General features: G+C 61.7%; 13 protein-coding genes. 11 read left to right on the top strand and 2 right to left on the bottom strand.

What is annotated here, in order from left to right; all coding sequences use genetic code 11:
• The first annotated feature begins 96 nt into the window (after window positions 1–96).
• The 11 genes from rnr to BW33_RS19560 all read left to right on the top strand — a co-directional run bounded on the left by rnr (window position 97) and on the right by BW33_RS19560 (window position 16,930).
• Window positions 97–2,727, top strand: coding sequence for a ribonuclease R (rnr, locus tag BW33_RS19610; protein WP_047600696.1), 2,631 nt, complete (start codon window positions 97–99; stop codon window positions 2,725–2,727).
• Complete coding sequence (rlmB, locus tag BW33_RS19605; RefSeq protein WP_047600695.1) at window positions 2,724–3,488, top strand: 23S rRNA (guanosine(2251)-2'-O)-methyltransferase RlmB; 765 nt, start codon at window positions 2,724–2,726, stop codon at window positions 3,486–3,488. Before rnr ends, rlmB begins: the two co-directional genes overlap by 4 nt.
• A 295-nt stretch (window positions 3,489–3,783) precedes the next feature.
• Window positions 3,784–4,203, top strand: coding sequence for a 30S ribosomal protein S6 (rpsF, locus tag BW33_RS19600; protein WP_007915844.1), 420 nt, complete (start codon window positions 3,784–3,786; stop codon window positions 4,201–4,203).
• A gap of 29 nt (window positions 4,204–4,232) precedes the next feature.
• The gene (gene rpsR, locus BW33_RS19595) at window positions 4,233–4,463 is read left to right on the top strand and encodes a 30S ribosomal protein S18 (RefSeq protein ID WP_002551829.1); all 231 of its coding nucleotides are present in this window, start codon (window positions 4,233–4,235) and stop codon (window positions 4,461–4,463) included.
• A 36-nt stretch (window positions 4,464–4,499) separates the two neighbouring features.
• Window positions 4,500–5,393, top strand: coding sequence for a hypothetical protein (locus BW33_RS19590; RefSeq protein ID WP_047600694.1), 894 nt, complete (start codon window positions 4,500–4,502; stop codon window positions 5,391–5,393).
• 19 nt (window positions 5,394–5,412) lie between these two features.
• Window positions 5,413–5,859 carry a 50S ribosomal protein L9 gene (rplI, locus tag BW33_RS19585; RefSeq protein WP_003221136.1) on the top strand — a complete coding sequence of 149 codons (447 nt, stop codon included), beginning with the start codon at window positions 5,413–5,415 and terminating at the stop codon, window positions 5,857–5,859.
• Between the two features lie 120 nt (window positions 5,860–5,979).
• Window positions 5,980–7,377, top strand: coding sequence for a replicative DNA helicase (dnaB, locus tag BW33_RS19580; protein ID WP_047600693.1), 1,398 nt, complete (start codon window positions 5,980–5,982; stop codon window positions 7,375–7,377).
• 203 nt (window positions 7,378–7,580) lie between these two features.
• The gene (locus BW33_RS19575) at window positions 7,581–9,893 is read left to right on the top strand and encodes a YgiQ family radical SAM protein (RefSeq protein ID WP_047600692.1); all 2,313 of its coding nucleotides are present in this window, start codon (window positions 7,581–7,583) and stop codon (window positions 9,891–9,893) included.
• Between the two features lie 296 nt (window positions 9,894–10,189).
• Window positions 10,190–13,465 (top strand): transglutaminase family protein, encoded by a 3,276-nt coding sequence (locus BW33_RS19570; protein WP_047600691.1) that lies wholly within the window; start codon window positions 10,190–10,192, stop codon window positions 13,463–13,465.
• An 88-nt stretch (window positions 13,466–13,553) separates the two neighbouring features.
• Window positions 13,554–16,040 carry a circularly permuted type 2 ATP-grasp protein gene (locus tag BW33_RS19565; protein WP_047600690.1) on the top strand — a complete coding sequence of 829 codons (2,487 nt, stop codon included), beginning with the start codon at window positions 13,554–13,556 and terminating at the stop codon, window positions 16,038–16,040.
• Window positions 16,040–16,930, top strand: a complete 891-nt coding sequence (locus tag BW33_RS19560; RefSeq protein WP_047600689.1) for a transglutaminase family protein — start codon at window positions 16,040–16,042, stop codon at window positions 16,928–16,930. The genes BW33_RS19565 and BW33_RS19560 overlap by 1 nt, the downstream gene beginning before the upstream one ends.
• A 180-nt stretch (window positions 16,931–17,110) precedes the next feature.
• Here the strand turns inward: BW33_RS19560 and BW33_RS19555 are convergent, their stop codons facing one another.
• Together BW33_RS19555 and BW33_RS19550 are read right to left on the bottom strand one after the other, a co-directional pair.
• Window positions 17,111–17,296, bottom strand: coding sequence for a hypothetical protein (locus tag BW33_RS19555; protein ID WP_047600687.1), 186 nt, complete (start codon window positions 17,294–17,296; stop codon window positions 17,111–17,113).
• A gap of 68 nt (window positions 17,297–17,364) precedes the next feature.
• Window positions 17,365–17,952 carry a TIGR00730 family Rossman fold protein gene (locus tag BW33_RS19550; RefSeq protein ID WP_003221147.1) on the bottom strand — a complete coding sequence of 196 codons (588 nt, stop codon included), beginning with the start codon at window positions 17,950–17,952 and terminating at the stop codon, window positions 17,365–17,367.
• Window positions 17,953–17,963: the final 11 nt, after the last annotated feature.

The following is a 17,963-nucleotide window of genomic DNA, read 5'->3' as shown; positions in this document are numbered from 1 at the left end:
ACAAGGCTCCAGAAGGGCCTTATAGAGTCGGAAATTTCCCGTTTGATGGCGCCTATGCCAAACTAACCCGCATATAGACAAGGTGAAAACTCTCTAATGGCCGATTGGCAGTCCCTCGATCCCGAGGCCGCTCGTGAAGCGGAAAAATATGAAAACCCTATTCCCAGCCGCGAACTGATCCTGGCGCATCTCGCCGATCGGGGTTCGCCTGCTGCCCGCGAGCAACTGGTCGAAGAGTTTGGTCTGACCACAGAAGACCAGATCGAAGCCCTGCGCCGCCGCCTGCGCGCCATGGAGCGCGACGCTCAATTGATCTACACCCGCCGTGGCACCTATGCGCCGGTGGACAAGCTCGACCTGATCCTCGGCCGCATCAGCGGTCACCGTGACGGTTTCGGCTTTCTGGTGCCGGACGACGGTAGCGATGACCTGTTCATGAGCCCGGCGCAGATGCGTCTGGTGTTCGATGGCGACCGTGCGCTGGCCCGTGTTTCCGGTCTCGACCGTCGTGGCCGCCGTGAAGGCGTGATCGTCGAAGTGGTGTCCCGTGCCCACGAAACGATCGTCGGTCGCTACTTCGAAGAGGGCGGTATCGGTTTCGTCGTTGCCGACAATCCGAAGATCCAGCAGGAAGTGCTGGTTACGCCAGGCCGTAATGCCAACGCGCAGATCGGTCAGTTCGTCGAGGTGAAGATCACCCACTGGCCGACGCCGCGCTTCCAGCCGCAAGGCGATGTGGTCGAAGTGGTCGGCAACTACATGGCGCCGGGCATGGAAATCGATGTCGCGCTGCGTACCTACGACATTCCGCACGTCTGGCCTGAAGCGGTGCTCAAAGAAGCCGCCAAGCTCAAGCCGGAAGTCGAAGAAAAAGACAAAGAGAAGCGCGTCGACCTGCGCCATCTGCCGTTCGTCACCATCGACGGCGAAGATGCCCGCGATTTCGACGACGCGGTCTACTGCGAAGCCAAGCCTGGCAAGCTGCGTCTGTTCTCCGGCGGCTGGAAGTTGTACGTGGCGATTGCCGACGTTTCCAGCTACGTGAAGATCGGTTCGGCGCTGGACAACGAAGCCCAGGTGCGCGGCAACTCGGTGTACTTCCCCGAGCGTGTGGTGCCGATGCTGCCTGAGCAGCTGTCCAACGGCCTGTGCTCGCTGAACCCGCACGTCGATCGTCTGGCCATGGTTTGCGAGATGACCATCTCCAAGTCCGGCGAAATGACCGACTACTGCTTCTATGAAGCAGTGATCCATTCTCACGCCCGTCTGACCTACAACAAGGTCAGCGCGATGCTGGAAACGCCGAAAGCCACCGAAGCGCGCAAGCTTCGCGGCGAATACACCGACGTGGTGCCGCACCTCAAGCAGCTCTATGCGTTGTACAAAGTGTTGCTGGCGGCTCGTCACGTACGTGGCGCGATCGATTTTGAAACGCAGGAAACCCGGATCATCTTCGGGTCCGAGCGCAAGATTGCCGAAATCCGCCCGACCACCCGCAACGATGCGCACAAGCTGATCGAGGAATGCATGCTGGCGGCCAACGTGGCCACTGCCGAATTCCTCAAGAAGCACGAAATTCCTGCGCTGTACCGCGTCCACGACGGCCCGCCACCGGAGCGTCTGGAAAAACTGCGCGCCTTCCTCGGCGAGCTCGGCCTGTCCCTGCACAAAGGCAAGGACGGCCCGTCGCCGAAGGACTATCAGGCCCTGTTGGCGAGCATCAAGGATCGGCCGGACTTCCATCTGATCCAGACCGTGATGCTGCGCTCCCTGAGCCAGGCGGTGTACAGCGCCCAGAACGAAGGCCACTTCGGCCTGAATTACGAAGCCTATACCCACTTCACTTCGCCGATCCGTCGTTACCCGGACCTGCTCACGCACCGCGCCATCCGTAGCGTGATCCATTCGAAACAGGACACTCCGCACGTTCGTCGTGCCGGGGCGATGACCATTCCGAAGGCGCGCATCTATCCGTACGACGAAGCGGCGCTGGAGCAACTGGGTGAGCAGTGCTCGATGAGCGAGCGCCGTGCCGACGAAGCCACCCGCGACGTGGTGAACTGGCTCAAGTGCGAGTTCATGAAGGATCGCGTCGGCGAATCGTTCCCCGGCGTGATCACTGCGGTGACCGGTTTTGGTCTGTTCGTCGAGCTGACCGATATCTACGTCGAAGGCCTGGTGCACGTCACCGCGCTGCCGGGCGATTACTACCACTTCGACCCTGTGCATCACCGCCTGGCGGGCGAGCGCACCGGTCGCAGCTTCCGTCTTGGCGATACCGTTGAAGTGCGCGTGATGCGCGTCGACCTCGACGAGCGCAAGATCGACTTCGAGATGGCCGAGAAAACCATCAGCGCGCCGATCGGTCGCAAGAAGCGCGGCAGCGAAACCACTGCTCCAGCGGCCAAGGCCGTGGAAGACAAGGCTCCGACGAAAACCGCCGGCCGTCGTCCAGCCAAAGAAAAAGCCGTCGAGGCCTATCGCCCGAGCGATGCCGTGGCGAAAAACGCCGAGCTGCGCAAAAGCCGTGAATTGAAGAAGGCCTTGCTGGCCGAAGCCAAAAGCGGTGGTAAAGCGGCGTCTGGGGGAAAGACCGGACGGCCGGCGCCTGAGAAGGCCGCCGGCGGCAAGCCAGCCAAACCGAGCAAACACCGTAAAGGCCCGCCGAAAGCGGGTTCGGCCCCAGCCAAAAGTGGCGGGTCGCGTAAACCGAAGGCGAAGTCATGAGTCAGTTGGAAAAAATCTACGGCGTTCACGCGGTAGAAGCGTTGCTGCGTCACCACCCGAAACGCGTCAAGCAGATCTGGCTGGCCGAAAGCCGCAACGATCCGCGCGTGCAGACCCTGATCGAACTGGCCAACGAAAATCGTGTGCAGGTCGGTCAGGCCGAGCGCCGCGAAATGGACGCCTGGGTTGAAGGTGTGCACCAGGGCGTGGTGGCGGACGTCAGTCCGAGCCAGGTCTGGGGCGAGGCGATGCTCGACGAGTTGCTCGATCGCACCGAGGGCGCACCGCTGTTGCTGGTGCTCGACGGCGTGACCGACCCGCACAACCTCGGCGCCTGCCTGCGTTCGGCGGATGCTGCCGGTGCGCTGGCGGTGATCGTGCCCAAGGACAAGTCGGCAACCCTGACGCCGGTGGTGCGTAAAGTGGCCTGCGGCGCGGCGGAAGTGATTCCGCTGGTGGCGGTGACCAACCTGGCTCGCACTCTGGAAAAGCTCCAGCAGCGCGGTCTGTGGGTTGTTGGCACGGCGGGCGAGGCCGAGGTCAGCATTTATGACCAGGACCTGACCGGCCCGACCATCCTGATCATGGGTGCCGAAGGCAAAGGCATGCGTCGCCTGACCCGTGAGCACTGCGACTACCTGGTGAACCTGCCGATGGCCGGCAGCGTCAGCAGTCTCAACGTGTCCGTGGCCACCGGTGTGTGCCTGTTCGAAGCGCAGCGTCAACGGGGCGCCAAGGCCAAGGCATCAGCCAAGAAATAAAGTTCTCTGTGTGGCTTGTAGGAGTTGTCGAGTGAAACGAGGCTGCGACCTTTTGATCTTGTTTTGAAAAAACAAAGTCAAAAGATCGCAGCCTTCGGCAGCTCCTACAGGTGTCTCCCGGTGATTGTTCAAATAATCACCAATTGCCTTGCACCTCTTCAGTCCCTTCTCTACAATTGCGCCCCTTGCTGTGACGGCAGGCACGCATGTGCCCCGCGCCAGCAAGTCCATAAGTGTCATTCACTCCTTGTCTGACCGTTTTTGAGCGGCAGGCTACAACCCGTAAGGAGCATTCATGCGTCATTACGAAATCATCTTTCTGGTCCACCCTGACCAGAGCGAGCAAGTCGGCGGCATGGTTGAGCGTTACACCAAGCTGATCGAAGAAGACGGCGGCAAAATCCACCGTCTGGAAGATTGGGGCCGTCGTCAACTGGCCTACGCAATCAACAATGTTCACAAGGCTCACTACGTGATGCTGAACGTTGAGTGCACTGGCAAGGCCCTGGCCGAGCTGGAAGACAACTTCCGCTACAACGATGCTGTGATCCGTAACCTGGTCATCCGTCGCGACGAAGCCGTTACCGGCCAGTCCGAGATGCTCAAGGCTGAAGAAAACCGCAGTGAGCGCCGTGAGCGTCGCGATCGTCCTGAGCACGAAGGCGCTGAAAGCGCTGAAGGCGAAGAGAACGACAGCGATAACGCTGACGAGTAATCCACGGACCTTATTAAGGAGCCTATCAAATGGCACGTTTCTTCCGTCGTCGTAAATTCTGCCGTTTCACCGCTGAAGACGTGAAAGAGATCGATTACAAAGATCTCAACACTCTGAAAGCCTACGTATCCGAGACCGGCAAAATCGTTCCAAGCCGCATCACCGGTACCAAAGCTCGTTATCAGCGTCAGCTGGCCACCGCTATCAAGCGCGCCCGCTTCCTGGCCCTGCTGGCCTACACCGACAGCCACGGCCGCTGAGACCGGGCAGTCGACAAGTAGCAAAGGATTGAATGCATGCGCGCCTTAGCTGAGTTCATCATGCGCGGCCGCATGCAGGCCACTCTCGTAGTGGCCGGGTGTGCAACATTGCCGTTGTTGTATTGGTTGGGTGCTGCCGCCGGGAGCCTGGTGCTTCTGCGGCGCGGACTGACGGACGCCCTGGGTGTTCTGTCTCTGGGGCTGCTGCCGGCTTTGGTCTGGTGGCTGTATGCCGATGACCCGCGCGCACTTCTGGTGCTGCTGGGGTCTTCGGGACTTGCGCTGGTTTTGCGCGCAAGTGAGTCCTGGGTTCGCACGCTGCTGGTCAGCGTAGTGATTGGAGTGGTGTTTTCAGTGGTGCTCGGGGCAGCGTTTGCGGCCCAGATCGAGATGCTCGCGCAGGCCTTGATAAAGGTCATGCCAGCGCTTCTTGGTGAAACCTACAAGCAATTGTCGGTCGATGAGCAAGCGCGTTTCGCGTCCCTGATTGCACCAGTCCTGACCGGACTGATTGCGGCTTTGTTGCAGATCGTCAGCGTGCTGAGCCTGATTATCGGGCGGCATTGGCAGGCGTTGTTGTACAACCCGGGTGGTTTTGGTCGCGAGTTTCGCGCCATCCGGATCCCGCTGGGGCCGGCGATGTTGCTGCTGGCGTTGATGCTTCTGGGCCCGAATCTCGGTGCACAGATGGCCATGTTGACGCCGTTGTGCAGTGTACCGCTGGTGTTCGCCGGACTCGCCCTGATTCACGGGCTGGTCGGGCAGAAGCGACTGGCCGGTTTCTGGCTGGTGGGGTTGTACGTCACGCTGCTGCTGTTCATGCAGCTGCTCTATCCGTTGCTCGTGGTTCTGGCCATTGTCGACAGCCTGATTGATTTTCGCGGTCGTCACGTGTCGAAAGACACCGATAACGCGAACGGTGAAGGTTAAAAGTTAAGAGGATTTCCACATGCAACTGATCCTTCTGGAAAAAATCGCCAACCTGGGCAACCTGGGCGACAAAGTAAACGTTAAGGCCGGTTACGGCCGTAACTACCTGCTGCCTTTCGGCAAAGCTACCGCTGCGACCGCTGCCAACCTGGCTGCGTTCGAAGAGCGTCGTGCTGAGCTGGAAAAAGCTGCCGCAGACCGTAAAGCATCGGCTGAAAGCCGTGCTGCCCAACTGGCCGAGCTGGAAGTGACCATCACTGCCACCGCTGGCGACGAAGGCAAGCTGTTCGGTTCGATCGGTACTCACGACATCGCTGACGCACTGACCGCCTCCGGCGTTGAAGTGCAGAAGAGCGAAGTTCGTCTGCCGAACGGCACCATCCGCAACGTGGGTGAATTCGACGTGGCCGTGCACCTGCACGCCGAAGTTGAAGCCACCGTACGCGTTGTCGTGGTAGCAGCTTAAGCAATACTTGTCGGCTGGCACCCTCGGGTGCTTGCCGGTAACATCGGGCACGATCCTGTTTACAGGTCGTGCCCTTTGTCTTTCTGGTAATCCCGTTTTCAAACCTGACTCCAAGTGGCCATGAACGAAATCACCGCTCCCGAGCAATACGATCTGCAAACCGCCGCGCTGAAGGTGCCGCCGCATTCCATCGAGGCCGAACAAGCCGTACTCGGTGGTCTGATGCTGGACAACAACGCCTGGGAACGCGTGCTCGATCAAGTCTCCGACGGCGATTTCTACCGACATGACCACCGTCTGATCTTCCGTGCGATCGCCAAACTGGCCGATCAGAACATGCCGATCGACGTCGTGACCCTGGCCGAGCAACTGGACAAGGAAGGTCAGACGTCCCAGGTCGGCGGCCTCGGTTACCTCGGCGAGCTGGCGAAAAATACGCCGTCCGTCGCCAACATCAAGGCCTATGCGCAGATCGTTCGCCAGCGCGCGACGTTGCGCCAGTTGATCGGCATCAGCACCGAAATTGCCGACGCCGCGTTCAATCCTGAAGGCCGCACCGCCGAAGAGATTCTCGACGAAGCCGAACGGCAGATCTTCCAGATCGCCGAGGCGCGGCCGAAGACCGGTGGCCCGGTGGGCGTCAACGAACTGTTGACCAAGGCCATCGATCGCATCGACACCCTGTTCAACACCGCCGACGCGATCACCGGTCTGTCCACCGGTTATACCGACCTCGACGAGAAGACCAGTGGCCTGCAACCGTCCGACCTGATCATCGTCGCCGGCCGTCCATCGATGGGTAAGACTACCTTCGCGATGAACCTGGTGGAAAACGCCGTACTGCGCAGCGACAAGGCGGTGCTGGTGTACTCCCTCGAGATGCCAGGCGAATCGCTGATCATGCGTATGCTCTCGTCCCTCGGTCGTATCGACCAGACCAAGGTGCGTTCCGGTCAGCTCGAAGACGACGACTGGCCGCGCCTGACCTCGGCGGTCAACCTGCTCAACGATCGCAAACTGTTCATCGACGATACCGCCGGCATCAGTCCGTCGGAAATGCGTGCGCGGACCCGGCGTCTGGTGCGCGAGCATGGTGACGTCGGTCTGATCATGATCGACTACCTGCAGTTGATGCAGATTCCCGGTTCCAGCGGTGACAACCGGACCAACGAGATTTCCGAAATCTCCCGATCCCTGAAAGCCCTGGCCAAGGAATTCAACTGCCCGGTGGTGGCGCTGTCGCAGCTCAACCGCTCCCTGGAACAGCGTCCCAACAAGCGCCCGGTGAACTCCGACTTGCGGGAATCCGGAGCGATCGAGCAGGACGCCGACGTCATCATGTTCGTATACCGGGACGAGGTGTATCACCCGGAAACCGAGCACAAGGGCATCGCCGAAATCATCATCGGCAAGCAGCGGAACGGCCCGATCGGCTTTATCCGCCTGGCCTTTATCGGTAAGTACACTCGCTTCGAAAACCTCGCGCCGGGCAGTTACAACTTCGACGACGACGAGTAACGTCGAGCACTTGTGGCGAGGGAGCTTGCTCCCGCCGGGTTGCGAAGCAGCCTCCAGAATTCGACTGCTGCGCAGCCGATCGGGAGCAAGCGCCCTCGCCACAGGTAAGGCACAATTTCCGACTACAGTCGTCGGAATTGGTCAAAATTTGTGCTATATTCCGCGCCCGCGAAATTCAATGAAAGCCAACACCGGTTATCGACATGCAAGCAGCCAAGCCGTTATTTGACTATCCCAAGTACTGGGCCGAATGTTTCGGGCCAGCGCCATTCCTGCCGATGAGCAGGGAGGAGATGGATCAGCTTGGCTGGGATTCCTGCGACATCATCATCGTCACCGGTGATGCCTACGTCGATCACCCGTCGTTCGGCATGGCGATCATCGGCCGGCTGCTGGAGTCCCAGGGCTTCCGCGTCGGGATCATTGCCCAGCCGAACTGGCAGTCCAAAGACGACTTCATGAAGCTCGGTGAGCCAAACCTGTTCTTTGGCGTCGCGGCCGGCAACATGGACTCGATGATCAACCGCTACACCGCGGACAAGAAAATCCGTTCCGACGACGCCTACACCCCGGGCGGCATGGCGGGCAAACGTCCGGATCGCGCGAGCCTGGTCTACAGCCAGCGCTGCAAGGAAGCCTACAAGCACGTGCCGATCGTCCTCGGCGGCATCGAAGCTTCGCTGCGCCGTATCGCCCACTACGACTACTGGCAGGATCGCGTGCGCAACTCGATCCTGATCGACGCCAGCGCCGACATTCTGCTGTACGGCAACGCCGAGCGCGCCATTGTCGAAGTAGCCCAGCGTCTGTCCTACGGTCACAAGATCGAAGACATCACCGACGTGCGCGGCACCGCGTTCATCCGTCGTGACACGCCGCAGGGCTGGTACGAAGTCGACTCCACGCGTATCGACCGTCCGGGCAAGATCGACAAGATCATCAACCCGTACGTCAACACCCAGGACACCCAGGCTTGCGCCATCGAGCAAGAGAAGGGCCCGGTGGATGATCCCGAGGAAGCCAAGGTCGTACAGATCCTGGCCAGCCCGCGCATGACCCGCGACAAGACCGTGATCCGCCTGCCGTCGATGGAAAAGGTGCGTAACGACCCGGTCCTGTACGCCCACGCCAACCGCGTGCTGCACCTGGAAACCAACCCGGGCAACGCCCGCGCGCTGGTGCAGAAACATGGCGAGATCGACGTCTGGTTCAACCCGCCGCCGATTCCGATGACCACTGAAGAAATGGACTACGTGTTCGGCATGCCTTACGCACGAGTTCCGCACCCGACGTACGGCAAGGAAAAGATCCCGGCCTACGACATGATCCGTTTCTCGGTGAACATCATGCGTGGCTGCTTCGGCGGCTGCACTTTCTGCTCGATTACCGAGCACGAAGGCCGGATCATCCAGAACCGTTCCGAAGAGTCGATCATTCGCGAAATCGAAGAGATCCGCGACAAGGTTCCGGGCTTCACCGGCGTCATCTCCGACCTCGGCGGTCCGACTGCGAACATGTACCGCATCGCCTGCAAGAGCCCGGAAATCGAGTCCGCGTGCCGCAAGCCATCCTGCGTGTTCCCCGGCATCTGCCCGAACCTGAACACCGACCATTCGTCGCTGATTCAGCTGTACCGCAGCGCCCGTGCCTTGCCGGGTGTGAAGAAGATCCTGATCGCCTCCGGCCTGCGCTACGACCTCGCGGTCGAGTCGCCGGAGTACGTCAAAGAGCTGGTGACCCACCACGTCGGCGGTTACCTGAAGATCGCCCCGGAACACACCGAGGAAGGTCCGCTCAACCAGATGATGAAACCGGGGATCGGTACCTACGACCGCTTCAAGCGCATGTTCGAGAAGTACACCAAGGAAGCAGGCAAAGAGCAGTACCTGATCCCGTACTTCATCGCCGCGCACCCGGGCACCACCGACGAAGACATGATGAACCTGGCGCTGTGGCTCAAGGGCAACGGTTTCCGTGCCGACCAGGTGCAGGCGTTCTACCCGTCGCCAATGGCCACCGCCACTGCGATGTACCACTCGGGCAAGAATCCGCTGCGCAAGGTCACCTACAAGAGCGACGGCGTGACCATCGTCAAGAGCGAAGAGCAGCGGCGTCTGCACAAGGCGTTCCTGCGATATCACGATCCGAAAGGCTGGCCGATGCTGCGCGAAGCGCTGATCCGCATGGGCCGCGCCGATCTGATCGGGCCAGGCAAGAATCAGTTGATTCCGACTCATCAGCCGGCCACCGACAGCTACCAGAGCGCGCGTCGCAAGAACTCGACGCCGGCCGGCAGCCACAAGGTCGCGAAAGAAGGCAAAGAGAAGACCACCAAGATTCTCACCCAGCACACCGGCCTGCCGCCGCGTGCCAGCGACGGTGGCAATCCTTGGGACAAGCGTGAACAAGCCAAGGCTGCGGCGTTTGCCCGCAACCAGCAGGCGGCCAAGGAGCGCAAGGAAGCAGCCAAGGGCAAGGGGCCGAAACCGGCTCGCAAGCCCGTCGTACCGCGCTAAGTCGCTTTTTGTTTCAACAGAACGCCAACCTTCCGGTTGGCGTTTTTTTTTCAAGATCAAAAGATCGCAGCCTGCGGCAGCTCCTACATCGGGTCATGCGTTTCCCTATAGGAGCTGCCGCAGGTTGCGATCTTTTGATCTTCGCCACATTTAGGCGCAACTTCCTCAATCCATTTCCCCGCATCGCCCGATTTTGGTGCTGTACTGCCCAGAGCATTCCGGGAAAGCGCCCAAGCCCCTGCATGGCATAAGTCTTGCGCGCTTTCGAATACGCTTAGGCTCGCAGGAGGCACGCCGTGTCGATTCATGTCGCATTGCATCACGTCACGCATTACCGCTACGACCGCGCTGTCGAACTCGGCCCGCAGATCGTACGCCTGCGCCCGGCCGCCCACAGCCGCACGCGGATTCTCTCGTATGCGCTGAAGGTCTCGCCCGAGCAGCATTTCATCAACTGGCAGCAAGACCCGCAGGGCAACTACCTTGCGCGTCTGGTATTCCCCGAGAAAACCGATGAGTTGCGCATTGAGGTCGATCTGCTGGCCGAGATGGCGGTGTTCAATCCGTTCGACTTCTTCCTCGAACCCTACGCCGAGAAAATCCCCTTCACCTACGCGGCCGATGAGCGCAAGGAGCTGGCGCCGTACCTCGAAACCCTGCCGCTGACCCCGGCATTCAAAGCCTATCTGGACGGGATCGACCGTACGCCGCTGCCCGCCGTGGATTTCCTGGTGATGCTCAACCAGCGCCTGAGCGAAGACATCCGCTACCTGATCCGCATGGAACCGGGCGTGCAAACCCCGGAACACACCCTCGAACACGCGTCCGGCTCCTGCCGCGACTCGGCGTGGCTGCTGGTGCAACTGCTGCGCAACCTCGGGCTGGCCGCGCGGTTCGTCTCCGGTTATCTGATTCAACTGACCGCCGACGTGAAGAGCCTCGACGGCCCGTCCGGCACCGAGGTGGATTTCACAGATCTGCACGCGTGGTGCGAGGTTTACTTGCCGGGGGCCGGCTGGATCGGTCTGGATGCCACTTCCGGGCTGTTCGCCGGTGAAGGGCATATCCCGCTGGCCTGCAGTCCCGATCCATCCTCGGCGGCGCCGATCAGTGGTCTGGTCGAACCGTGCGAATGCCAGTTCAGCCACGAAATGTCGGTGGAGCGGATCTGGGAAGCGCCACGGGTGACCAAGCCCTACACCGATGAGCAGTGGCTGGCGATTCAGGCGCTGGGCCGGCAGATTGATGCCGACCTGCTGGAAGGCGATGTGCGCCTGACCATGGGCGGCGAGCCGACCTTCGTGTCCATCGACGACCCGGACGGCGCCGAGTGGAACACCGCCGCGCTAGGCCCGGACAAGCGCCGCCTCTCCGCCGAGCTGTTCCAGCGCATGCGCCAGCACTATGCGCCGAAAGGTCTGGTGCATTTCGGTCAGGGCAAGTGGTACCCCGGCGAGCAATTGCCGCGCTGGTCGCTCAACTGCTATTGGCGCCGCGACGGCGTGCCGATCTGGCACAACAGCGCGCTGATCGCCGATGAGCAGCAGGACTACGGCGCCGATGGCGAACTGGCGGGACGTTTTCTCGCGAGTGTTGCCGAACGCTTGAAACTGCCTGCACGTTTCGTGTTTCCGGCCTACGAGGACAATTTCTATTACCTCTGGCGCGAAGGCGCATTGCCGAGCAACGTCAGCGCTGAAGACTCGCGTCTTGAAGAACCGCTGGAGCGTGCACGCCTGCGCAAGGTCTTCGCTCAGGGCCTGGATAAAGTGATCGGTCAGGTGCTGCCGCTGGCGCGTACCGCCAAGGGTGATCAATGGCAGAGCGGGCGCTGGTATCTGCGCGACGAGCATTGCCGACTGGTGCCGGGGGATTCGCCGCTGGGTTATCGCCTGCCGCTCGGCTCGCAGCCTTGGGTGAAGGCCGCCGAGTATCCGTTCATTCATCCCAACGATCCGAATCAGGACTTCCCCGAGCTGCCGGGCACCACCCAGCTCAACAGCCATGCCGAACCCGCCGCGGCCGACGAGCGTGCGCCGACAATCGACGAGTCCGCCGACTGGCTGACCCGCACCGCATTCTGTGCCGAGGCCCGCGAAGGGCGTCTGTACCTGTTCATGCCGCCGCTGGAGCGGGTCGAGGACTATCTGGAACTGGTGGCGGCCATCGAAGCCACCGCCGAGGAGCTGCATTGCCCGGTGCTGCTGGAAGGTTACGAGCCGCCGAGTGATCCGCGCCTGAGCAACTTCCGCATCACCCCGGATCCGGGCGTGATCGAGGTCAACGTACAGCCGTCCGCGACCTGGGACGAACTGGTCGAACGCACCGAGTTTCTCTATGAACAGGCGCGGCAAACCCGCCTGACCACCGAAAAATTCATGATCGACGGGCGCCACACCGGCACCGGCGGCGGCAACCATTTCGTCCTCGGTGGCGCGACCCCGGCGGACTCACCGTTCCTGCGTCGCCCGGATCTGCTGCGCAGCCTGATCAGCTACTGGCACAACCACCCGTCGCTGTCCTATCTGTTTTCCGGCTTGTTCATCGGCCCGACCTCGCAGGCGCCCCGCGTCGACGAGGCACGCAACGACGCCTTGTACGAACTGGAAATCGCCTTCGCGCAGATGCCTGAACCGGGCGAAGAGTGCGCGCCGTGGCTGGTGGATCGATTGCTGCGCAATCTGCTGATCGACGTCACCGGCAACACTCATCGCGCCGAATTCTGTATCGACAAACTGTATTCGCCGGACGGTGCCACCGGGCGCCTCGGCCTGCTGGAGCTGCGCGCCTTCGAGATGCCGCCGCATGCGCGCATGAGCCTGGCTCAGCAGTTGTTGCTGCGCGCGCTGGTTGCGCGATTCTGGCGCGAGCCCTATGCGCCGCCGAAACTGGCGCGCTGGGGCACCGAGCTGCACGACCGTTTCATGCTGCCGCACTTTATCGAGCAGGATTTCGCCGACGTCATCGTTGAACTGAACAACGCCGGTTATCCATTGCGCGCCGAATGGTTTGCCGCGCATCTGGAGTTCCGTTTTCCCAAGGTCGGCGATTACGCGGTCAGCGGTATCGAGATGGAGCTGCGTCAGGCGCTGGAGCCTTGGCATGTGCTGGGCGAGGAGGGTACGGCGGGCGGCACGGTGCGTTATGTCGATTCGTCGCTGGAGCGTTTGCAGATCAAGCTCAGCGGCCTGCCGCCGCAGCGTTATCTGCTGACTTGCAACGGCATTCCGCTGCCGCTGCAACCGACCGGGCGCATCGGTGAGTTCGTCGCGGGTGTGCGCTTTCGGGCCTGGCAACCAGCCAACTGCCTGCAACCGACCATCCCGGTGCACGCGCCGCTGGTGTTCGACCTGCTCGACACCTGGATGCAGCGTTCGCTGGGCGGTTGCCAGTACCACGTGGCGCACCCGGGCGGGCGCAATTACGAGACGTTACCGGTCAATGCCAACGAAGCTGAGAGCCGGCGCATGGCGCGGTTTTTCCGCATCGGGCACACGCCGGGGAAACTTCCGATACCCAACCTGACAATCTCCGACGAGCTGCCGATGACGCTCGATTTGCGACGTTTCTAAGTCCTGCACGACATGCGGATTTTTCGTATATCCGCACGTCATGTGCCTGCGTTAGTCTGACCGTTCCCTGCTGTCTGCCGAGCTTTCCATGCCTGACCTGCTAGACCGCTACCCGCTGACCGCGGGTACTTATCACGAACTGCTGAATGACAGCGGGGAAGTGCGCCCGCACTGGCGGCGGCTGTTCGATCAATTGCAGCGCAGCACCCCGACGCAATTGGTGCAGCGGCAGGCATTGCTGACCCGACAGATTCAGGAAAACGGCGTGACCTACAACGTCTATGCCGATCCCAAGGGCGCTGACCGCCCGTGGGAGCTGGACCTGCTGCCGCACGTGATCGCCGCTGACGAGTGGCAGCATCTGTCGGCGGGGATTGCCCAGCGTGCACGCCTGCTGAACGCGGTACTGGCCGATCTGTATGGGCCGCAGCGGCTGATCAGCGAAGGGTTGTTACCGGCGGAGCTGGTGTTCGGCCACAACAATTTTCTCTGGCCCTGTCAGGGCATTGCTCCGCCTGAAGGGGCCTTTCTGCATCTGTACGCCGTGGACCTGGCGCGCACGCCGGACGGGCGCTGGTGGGTCACGGCGGATCGTACCCAGGCACCCTCGGGCGCCGGTTATGCGCTGGAAAACCGTACCATCGTTTCGCGGGCGTTTCCCGAGTTGTACCGCGATCTGAAAGTGCAGCATCTGGCCGGTTTCTTCCGCACCCTGCAGGAAACCCTCGCGCGTCAGGCGCCGTGTGCTGACGACGCGCCGCTGGTGGTGCTGCTGACGCCGGGGCGCTTTAACGAAAGCTACTTCGAACACCTTTATCTGGCGCGCCAGCTCGGTTATCCGCTGGTCGAGGGCGGCGACCTCACCGTGCGCGATGCCACGGTGTACCTGAAAACCCTCAGCGGTCTGCGCCGGGTGCACGCGATCATGCGTCGGCTCGACGATGACTTCTGCGATCCGCTGGAGCTGCGCACCGATTCGGCACTTGGTGTGCCCGGCTTGCTGGAAGCGGTGCGTCAGGGCCGGGTGCTGGTGGCCAATGCCCTGGGCAGCGGCGTGTTGGAGTCACCGGGATTGCTCGGATTCCTGCCGAAGATCAATCAGTACCTGTTCGGCGAAGAACTGCTCCTGCCGTCCATCGCCACCTGGTGGTGCGGCGAGGCGCCGGTATTGGCGCAGGCGCTGGAAAAGCTTCCGGAGCTGCTGATCAAACCGGCATTCCCCTCACAAAGTTTCGTTCCGGTATTTGGCCGCGATCTGAGTGAACAACAGCGCCAGGCACTCGCCGAGCGCATGCAGGCGCGGCCATACGCCTATGTCGCGCAAGAACTGGCGCAGCTGTCCCAGGCGCCGATCTGGCAGGCCGAAGACGGCCAACTGCAACCGCGGGCGATCGGCATGCGCGTGTACGCGGTGGCCGGTGGTGAAGCCTATCGGGTGTTGCCCGGTGGCCTGACCCGGGTCGCCGCCGAGGCCGATGCCGAAGTGGTATCGATGCAGCGCGGTGGCGCGAGCAAGGACACCTGGGTGCTGGGCGATCGTGCGCCGAGTGGCGAACAATGGAAAACCCAGCGCAACGTCGGCGTACACGATCTGGTGCGCCGTGACCCGTACCTGCCCTCGCGGGTGGTGGAGAACCTGTTCTGGTTCGGCCGTTACTGCGAGCGTTGCGACGACAGCGCGCGACTGCTGCGGATCATGCTTGCGCGTTATGTCGATGGCGATGATCCGCAAGCCTTGCAGGCGGCCGTGGAGCTGGGCGAGCGTCTGATGTTGCTGCCGGAGGAGGGGGAGTTGCCGGAGCGGCTGCTGGCGGCGCTGCTCGGCGAGGACTGGTCGTTCAGCCTGCGCTCCAACCTGCAGCGCTTGCAGTGGGCGGCCTCGCAGGTGCGCGGCAAGCTTTCGCGGGAGAACTGGCAGGCGTTGGTCGAGTTGCAGCGCGAGGCGCTGGAACTGGACACCGAAGAGCCGGACTTCGGCGAGTTGCTGGATTTCCTCAACCGGCTGGTGATGTCGCTGGCGGCGCTCTCGGGTTTCGCGCTCGACGACATGACCCGCGACGAAGGCTGGCGCTTCCTGATGATCGGCCGGCGCATCGAACGGTTGCAGTTTCTCAGCAGCAGCCTGGCGGCGTTTCTGCGCGGCGCCGGGGCGTTCGATCAGGCCGGGCTGGAATGGCTGCTGGAGCTGGGCAATAGCAGCATCACTTACCGTTCGCGGTATCTGGCGGTGGCGCAGTTGATTCCGGTGCTCGACCTGTTGCTGCTGGATGAACAGAACCCGCACGCGGTGCTGTTCCAGTTGAAACTGGTGACCCGCACTTTGAAACGCTTGAACGATGATTTCGGTGTGCCTCGTGAGGCCGGGCTGTCGCCATTGGTCGAGCGTCTGGCGCGGTTCGATCTGGGTTGTCTGGAGAACCCGCTGTTCGGAGAGAACAGCGTGCGTGCCGCGCTCGATGGTCTGGCGGATCTGCTGCAGGAGATTGCCGAGGCCAGCGGTCAGGTGTCCGATCGTCTGGCGTTACGCCATTTTGCCCATGTCGATGATGTCAGCCAGCGTACGGTGTCCGTCTGATGAGCGCTCATTACCAGATCTTCCACGACACCTGTTACCACTACGACAGTCCGGTGTCGCTGGCACAGCAATTGGCGCACCTGTGGCCGCGTGAGTGCACATGGCAGCGCTGCACCGAGCAGCAATTGCTGATCAGCCCGCAGCCGACCTCGCGGCGGGATGAACTGGATGTGTTCGGCAATCCGCTGACCCGACTGGCCTTCGAGCGCCCGCATGATGAGTTGCAGGTCAACGCCCGACTCACGGTTGAGGTGCTGGCGCGGCCACTGGCGGATTTCAGTCTGTCCCCGGCGTGGGAGCAGACGCGTGATGCGCTGACCTACAGCAGCCAGCCGTTGTCCGTCGAAATGCTGGAGGCTTGTCGCTATCGGTTTCAATCACCTTACGTGCATTTGAAACGCAGCTTCGTCGAGTTTTCCGAAAGCTGTTTTCCTCCAGGCATGCCCTTGTTGCTGGGCGTGCAGGCCTTGATGCAGAAGATTTTCAGCGAATTCACCTTCGATGCCGAGGCCACGCAAGTGGCGACGCCGCTGGTCGAGGTGCTGGAGCGCCGGCGTGGCGTGTGTCAGGACTTCGCGCATCTGATGCTCGCGTGCGTGCGCTCGCGAGGGCTGGCAGCGCGCTACATCAGTGGTTATCTGCTGACCCAGCCGCCGCCGGGACAGCCACGGCTGATCGGCGCCGACGCGTCGCATGCCTGGGTCTCGGTGTTCTGTCCGGTGTTGGGCTGGGTGGATTTCGATCCGACCAACAACGTGCAGCCGGCGCTGGAGCACATCACTCTGGCGTGGGGCCGGGATTTTTCCGATGTGTCGCCATTGCGCGGGGTGATTCTGGGGGGCGGTAGCCACGACCCGGAGGTGCGGGTCACGGTGATGCCATTGGAGTAAGGAAACTTCACTGGGGGGAGCCGTTGTGGTGAGGGGATTTATCCCCGATCGGCTGCGAAGCAGTCGCCCAATCCAGACAACTCATTCGATTTGGCCGGACGCGGGGGCCGCTTCGCGACCCATCGGGGATAAATCCCCTCACCACAGATCGCCCCCTCAGGGAGCGAGTCAGCAATCAGCTCAGGCGTCAGGCGCCTGGTCTTTCGGTGCATCAACATCATCATCGACATCAGTCGCCACTTCCCCGTCAGGGTTCAGTGCCGCTTCTTCAGCCATTTGTTTCTTGCGCTGAAGCTTTTCCTCTTTCTTCTTTTCCTTTTCCAGGTCTCGTTGACGTTTGGCGAAGGAGTAATTGGGTTTGGCCATGGGCGATCCTCTGGGGTCGAAGGTGAGGTTGAGCGGCGCGTATTCTGCCCTGTATCGGTGCCTGGCGGTTAGCCGGGTTTTTGGTCGACCCACTTGGGTGTGACGGTCGGCTTCCAGTTATCCAGGGCATCGAGCAGCGTTTGCGCTGATTCGCTCACTTGCAGCATGTCACGGTGTGGGGCGCGAACGAAGCCTTCGCCGACGATATGGTCAAGAAAAGCCGTGAGTTTGCTGTAAAAACCGTTCACCTCAAGCAGCCCCAGCGGTTTGCCGTGGTAACCGAGCTGGCCCCAGGTCCAGACTTCGAACAGCTCTTCCAGCGTGCCGAGACCGCCGGGCAATGCGATGAACGCATCGCTCAGCTCGGCCATGCGTGCCTTGCGCGCGTGCATGCCATCGACGACTTCGAGGCGCGTCAGGCTTTTGTGGCCGATCTCTTTGTCCATCAGGCTTTGCGGGATGATCCCGATCACTTCGCCGCCGGCGGCCAGCGCGGCGTCCGCCACCAGGCCCATCAGGCCCACGGCACCACCACCGTAAACCAGCGTCAGCTGACGCTCGGCGAGCGCCCGGCCAAGGGCCTGGGCGGCTTCGGTGTAAGCCGGATCAGTGCCGGCGTTGGCACCGCAAAATACACAAACGGATTTGAGAGACATGCCTTCCTCCT

Source organism: Pseudomonas sp. RIT288 (genome assembly GCF_000631985.1).
Lineage (GTDB): Bacteria > Pseudomonadota > Gammaproteobacteria > Pseudomonadales > Pseudomonadaceae > Aquipseudomonas.
Note: the sequence above shows the minus strand (reverse complement) of the source record. Positions and strands in the feature narration are given on the sequence as shown.

Coding starts and splice junctions, on each gene's coding strand:
- rnr (WP_047600696.1), top strand. CDS start 97: ATGGCCGATTGGCAGTCCCTCGATCCCGAGGCCGCTCGTGAAGCGGAA.
- rlmB (WP_047600695.1), top strand. CDS start 2,724: ATGAGTCAGTTGGAAAAAATCTACGGCGTTCACGCGGTAGAAGCGTTG.
- rpsF (WP_007915844.1), top strand. CDS start 3,784: ATGCGTCATTACGAAATCATCTTTCTGGTCCACCCTGACCAGAGCGAG.
- rpsR (WP_002551829.1), top strand. CDS start 4,233: ATGGCACGTTTCTTCCGTCGTCGTAAATTCTGCCGTTTCACCGCTGAA.
- BW33_RS19590 (WP_047600694.1), top strand. CDS start 4,500: ATGCGCGCCTTAGCTGAGTTCATCATGCGCGGCCGCATGCAGGCCACT.
- rplI (WP_003221136.1), top strand. CDS start 5,413: ATGCAACTGATCCTTCTGGAAAAAATCGCCAACCTGGGCAACCTGGGC.
- dnaB (WP_047600693.1), top strand. CDS start 5,980: ATGAACGAAATCACCGCTCCCGAGCAATACGATCTGCAAACCGCCGCG.
- BW33_RS19575 (WP_047600692.1), top strand. CDS start 7,581: ATGCAAGCAGCCAAGCCGTTATTTGACTATCCCAAGTACTGGGCCGAA.
- BW33_RS19565 (WP_047600690.1), top strand. CDS start 13,554: ATGCCTGACCTGCTAGACCGCTACCCGCTGACCGCGGGTACTTATCAC.
- BW33_RS19560 (WP_047600689.1), top strand. CDS start 16,040: ATGAGCGCTCATTACCAGATCTTCCACGACACCTGTTACCACTACGAC.
- BW33_RS19555 (WP_047600687.1), bottom strand. CDS start 17,296: ATGGCCAAACCCAATTACTCCTTCGCCAAACGTCAACGAGACCTGGAA.
- BW33_RS19550 (WP_003221147.1), bottom strand. CDS start 17,952: ATGTCTCTCAAATCCGTTTGTGTATTTTGCGGTGCCAACGCCGGCACT.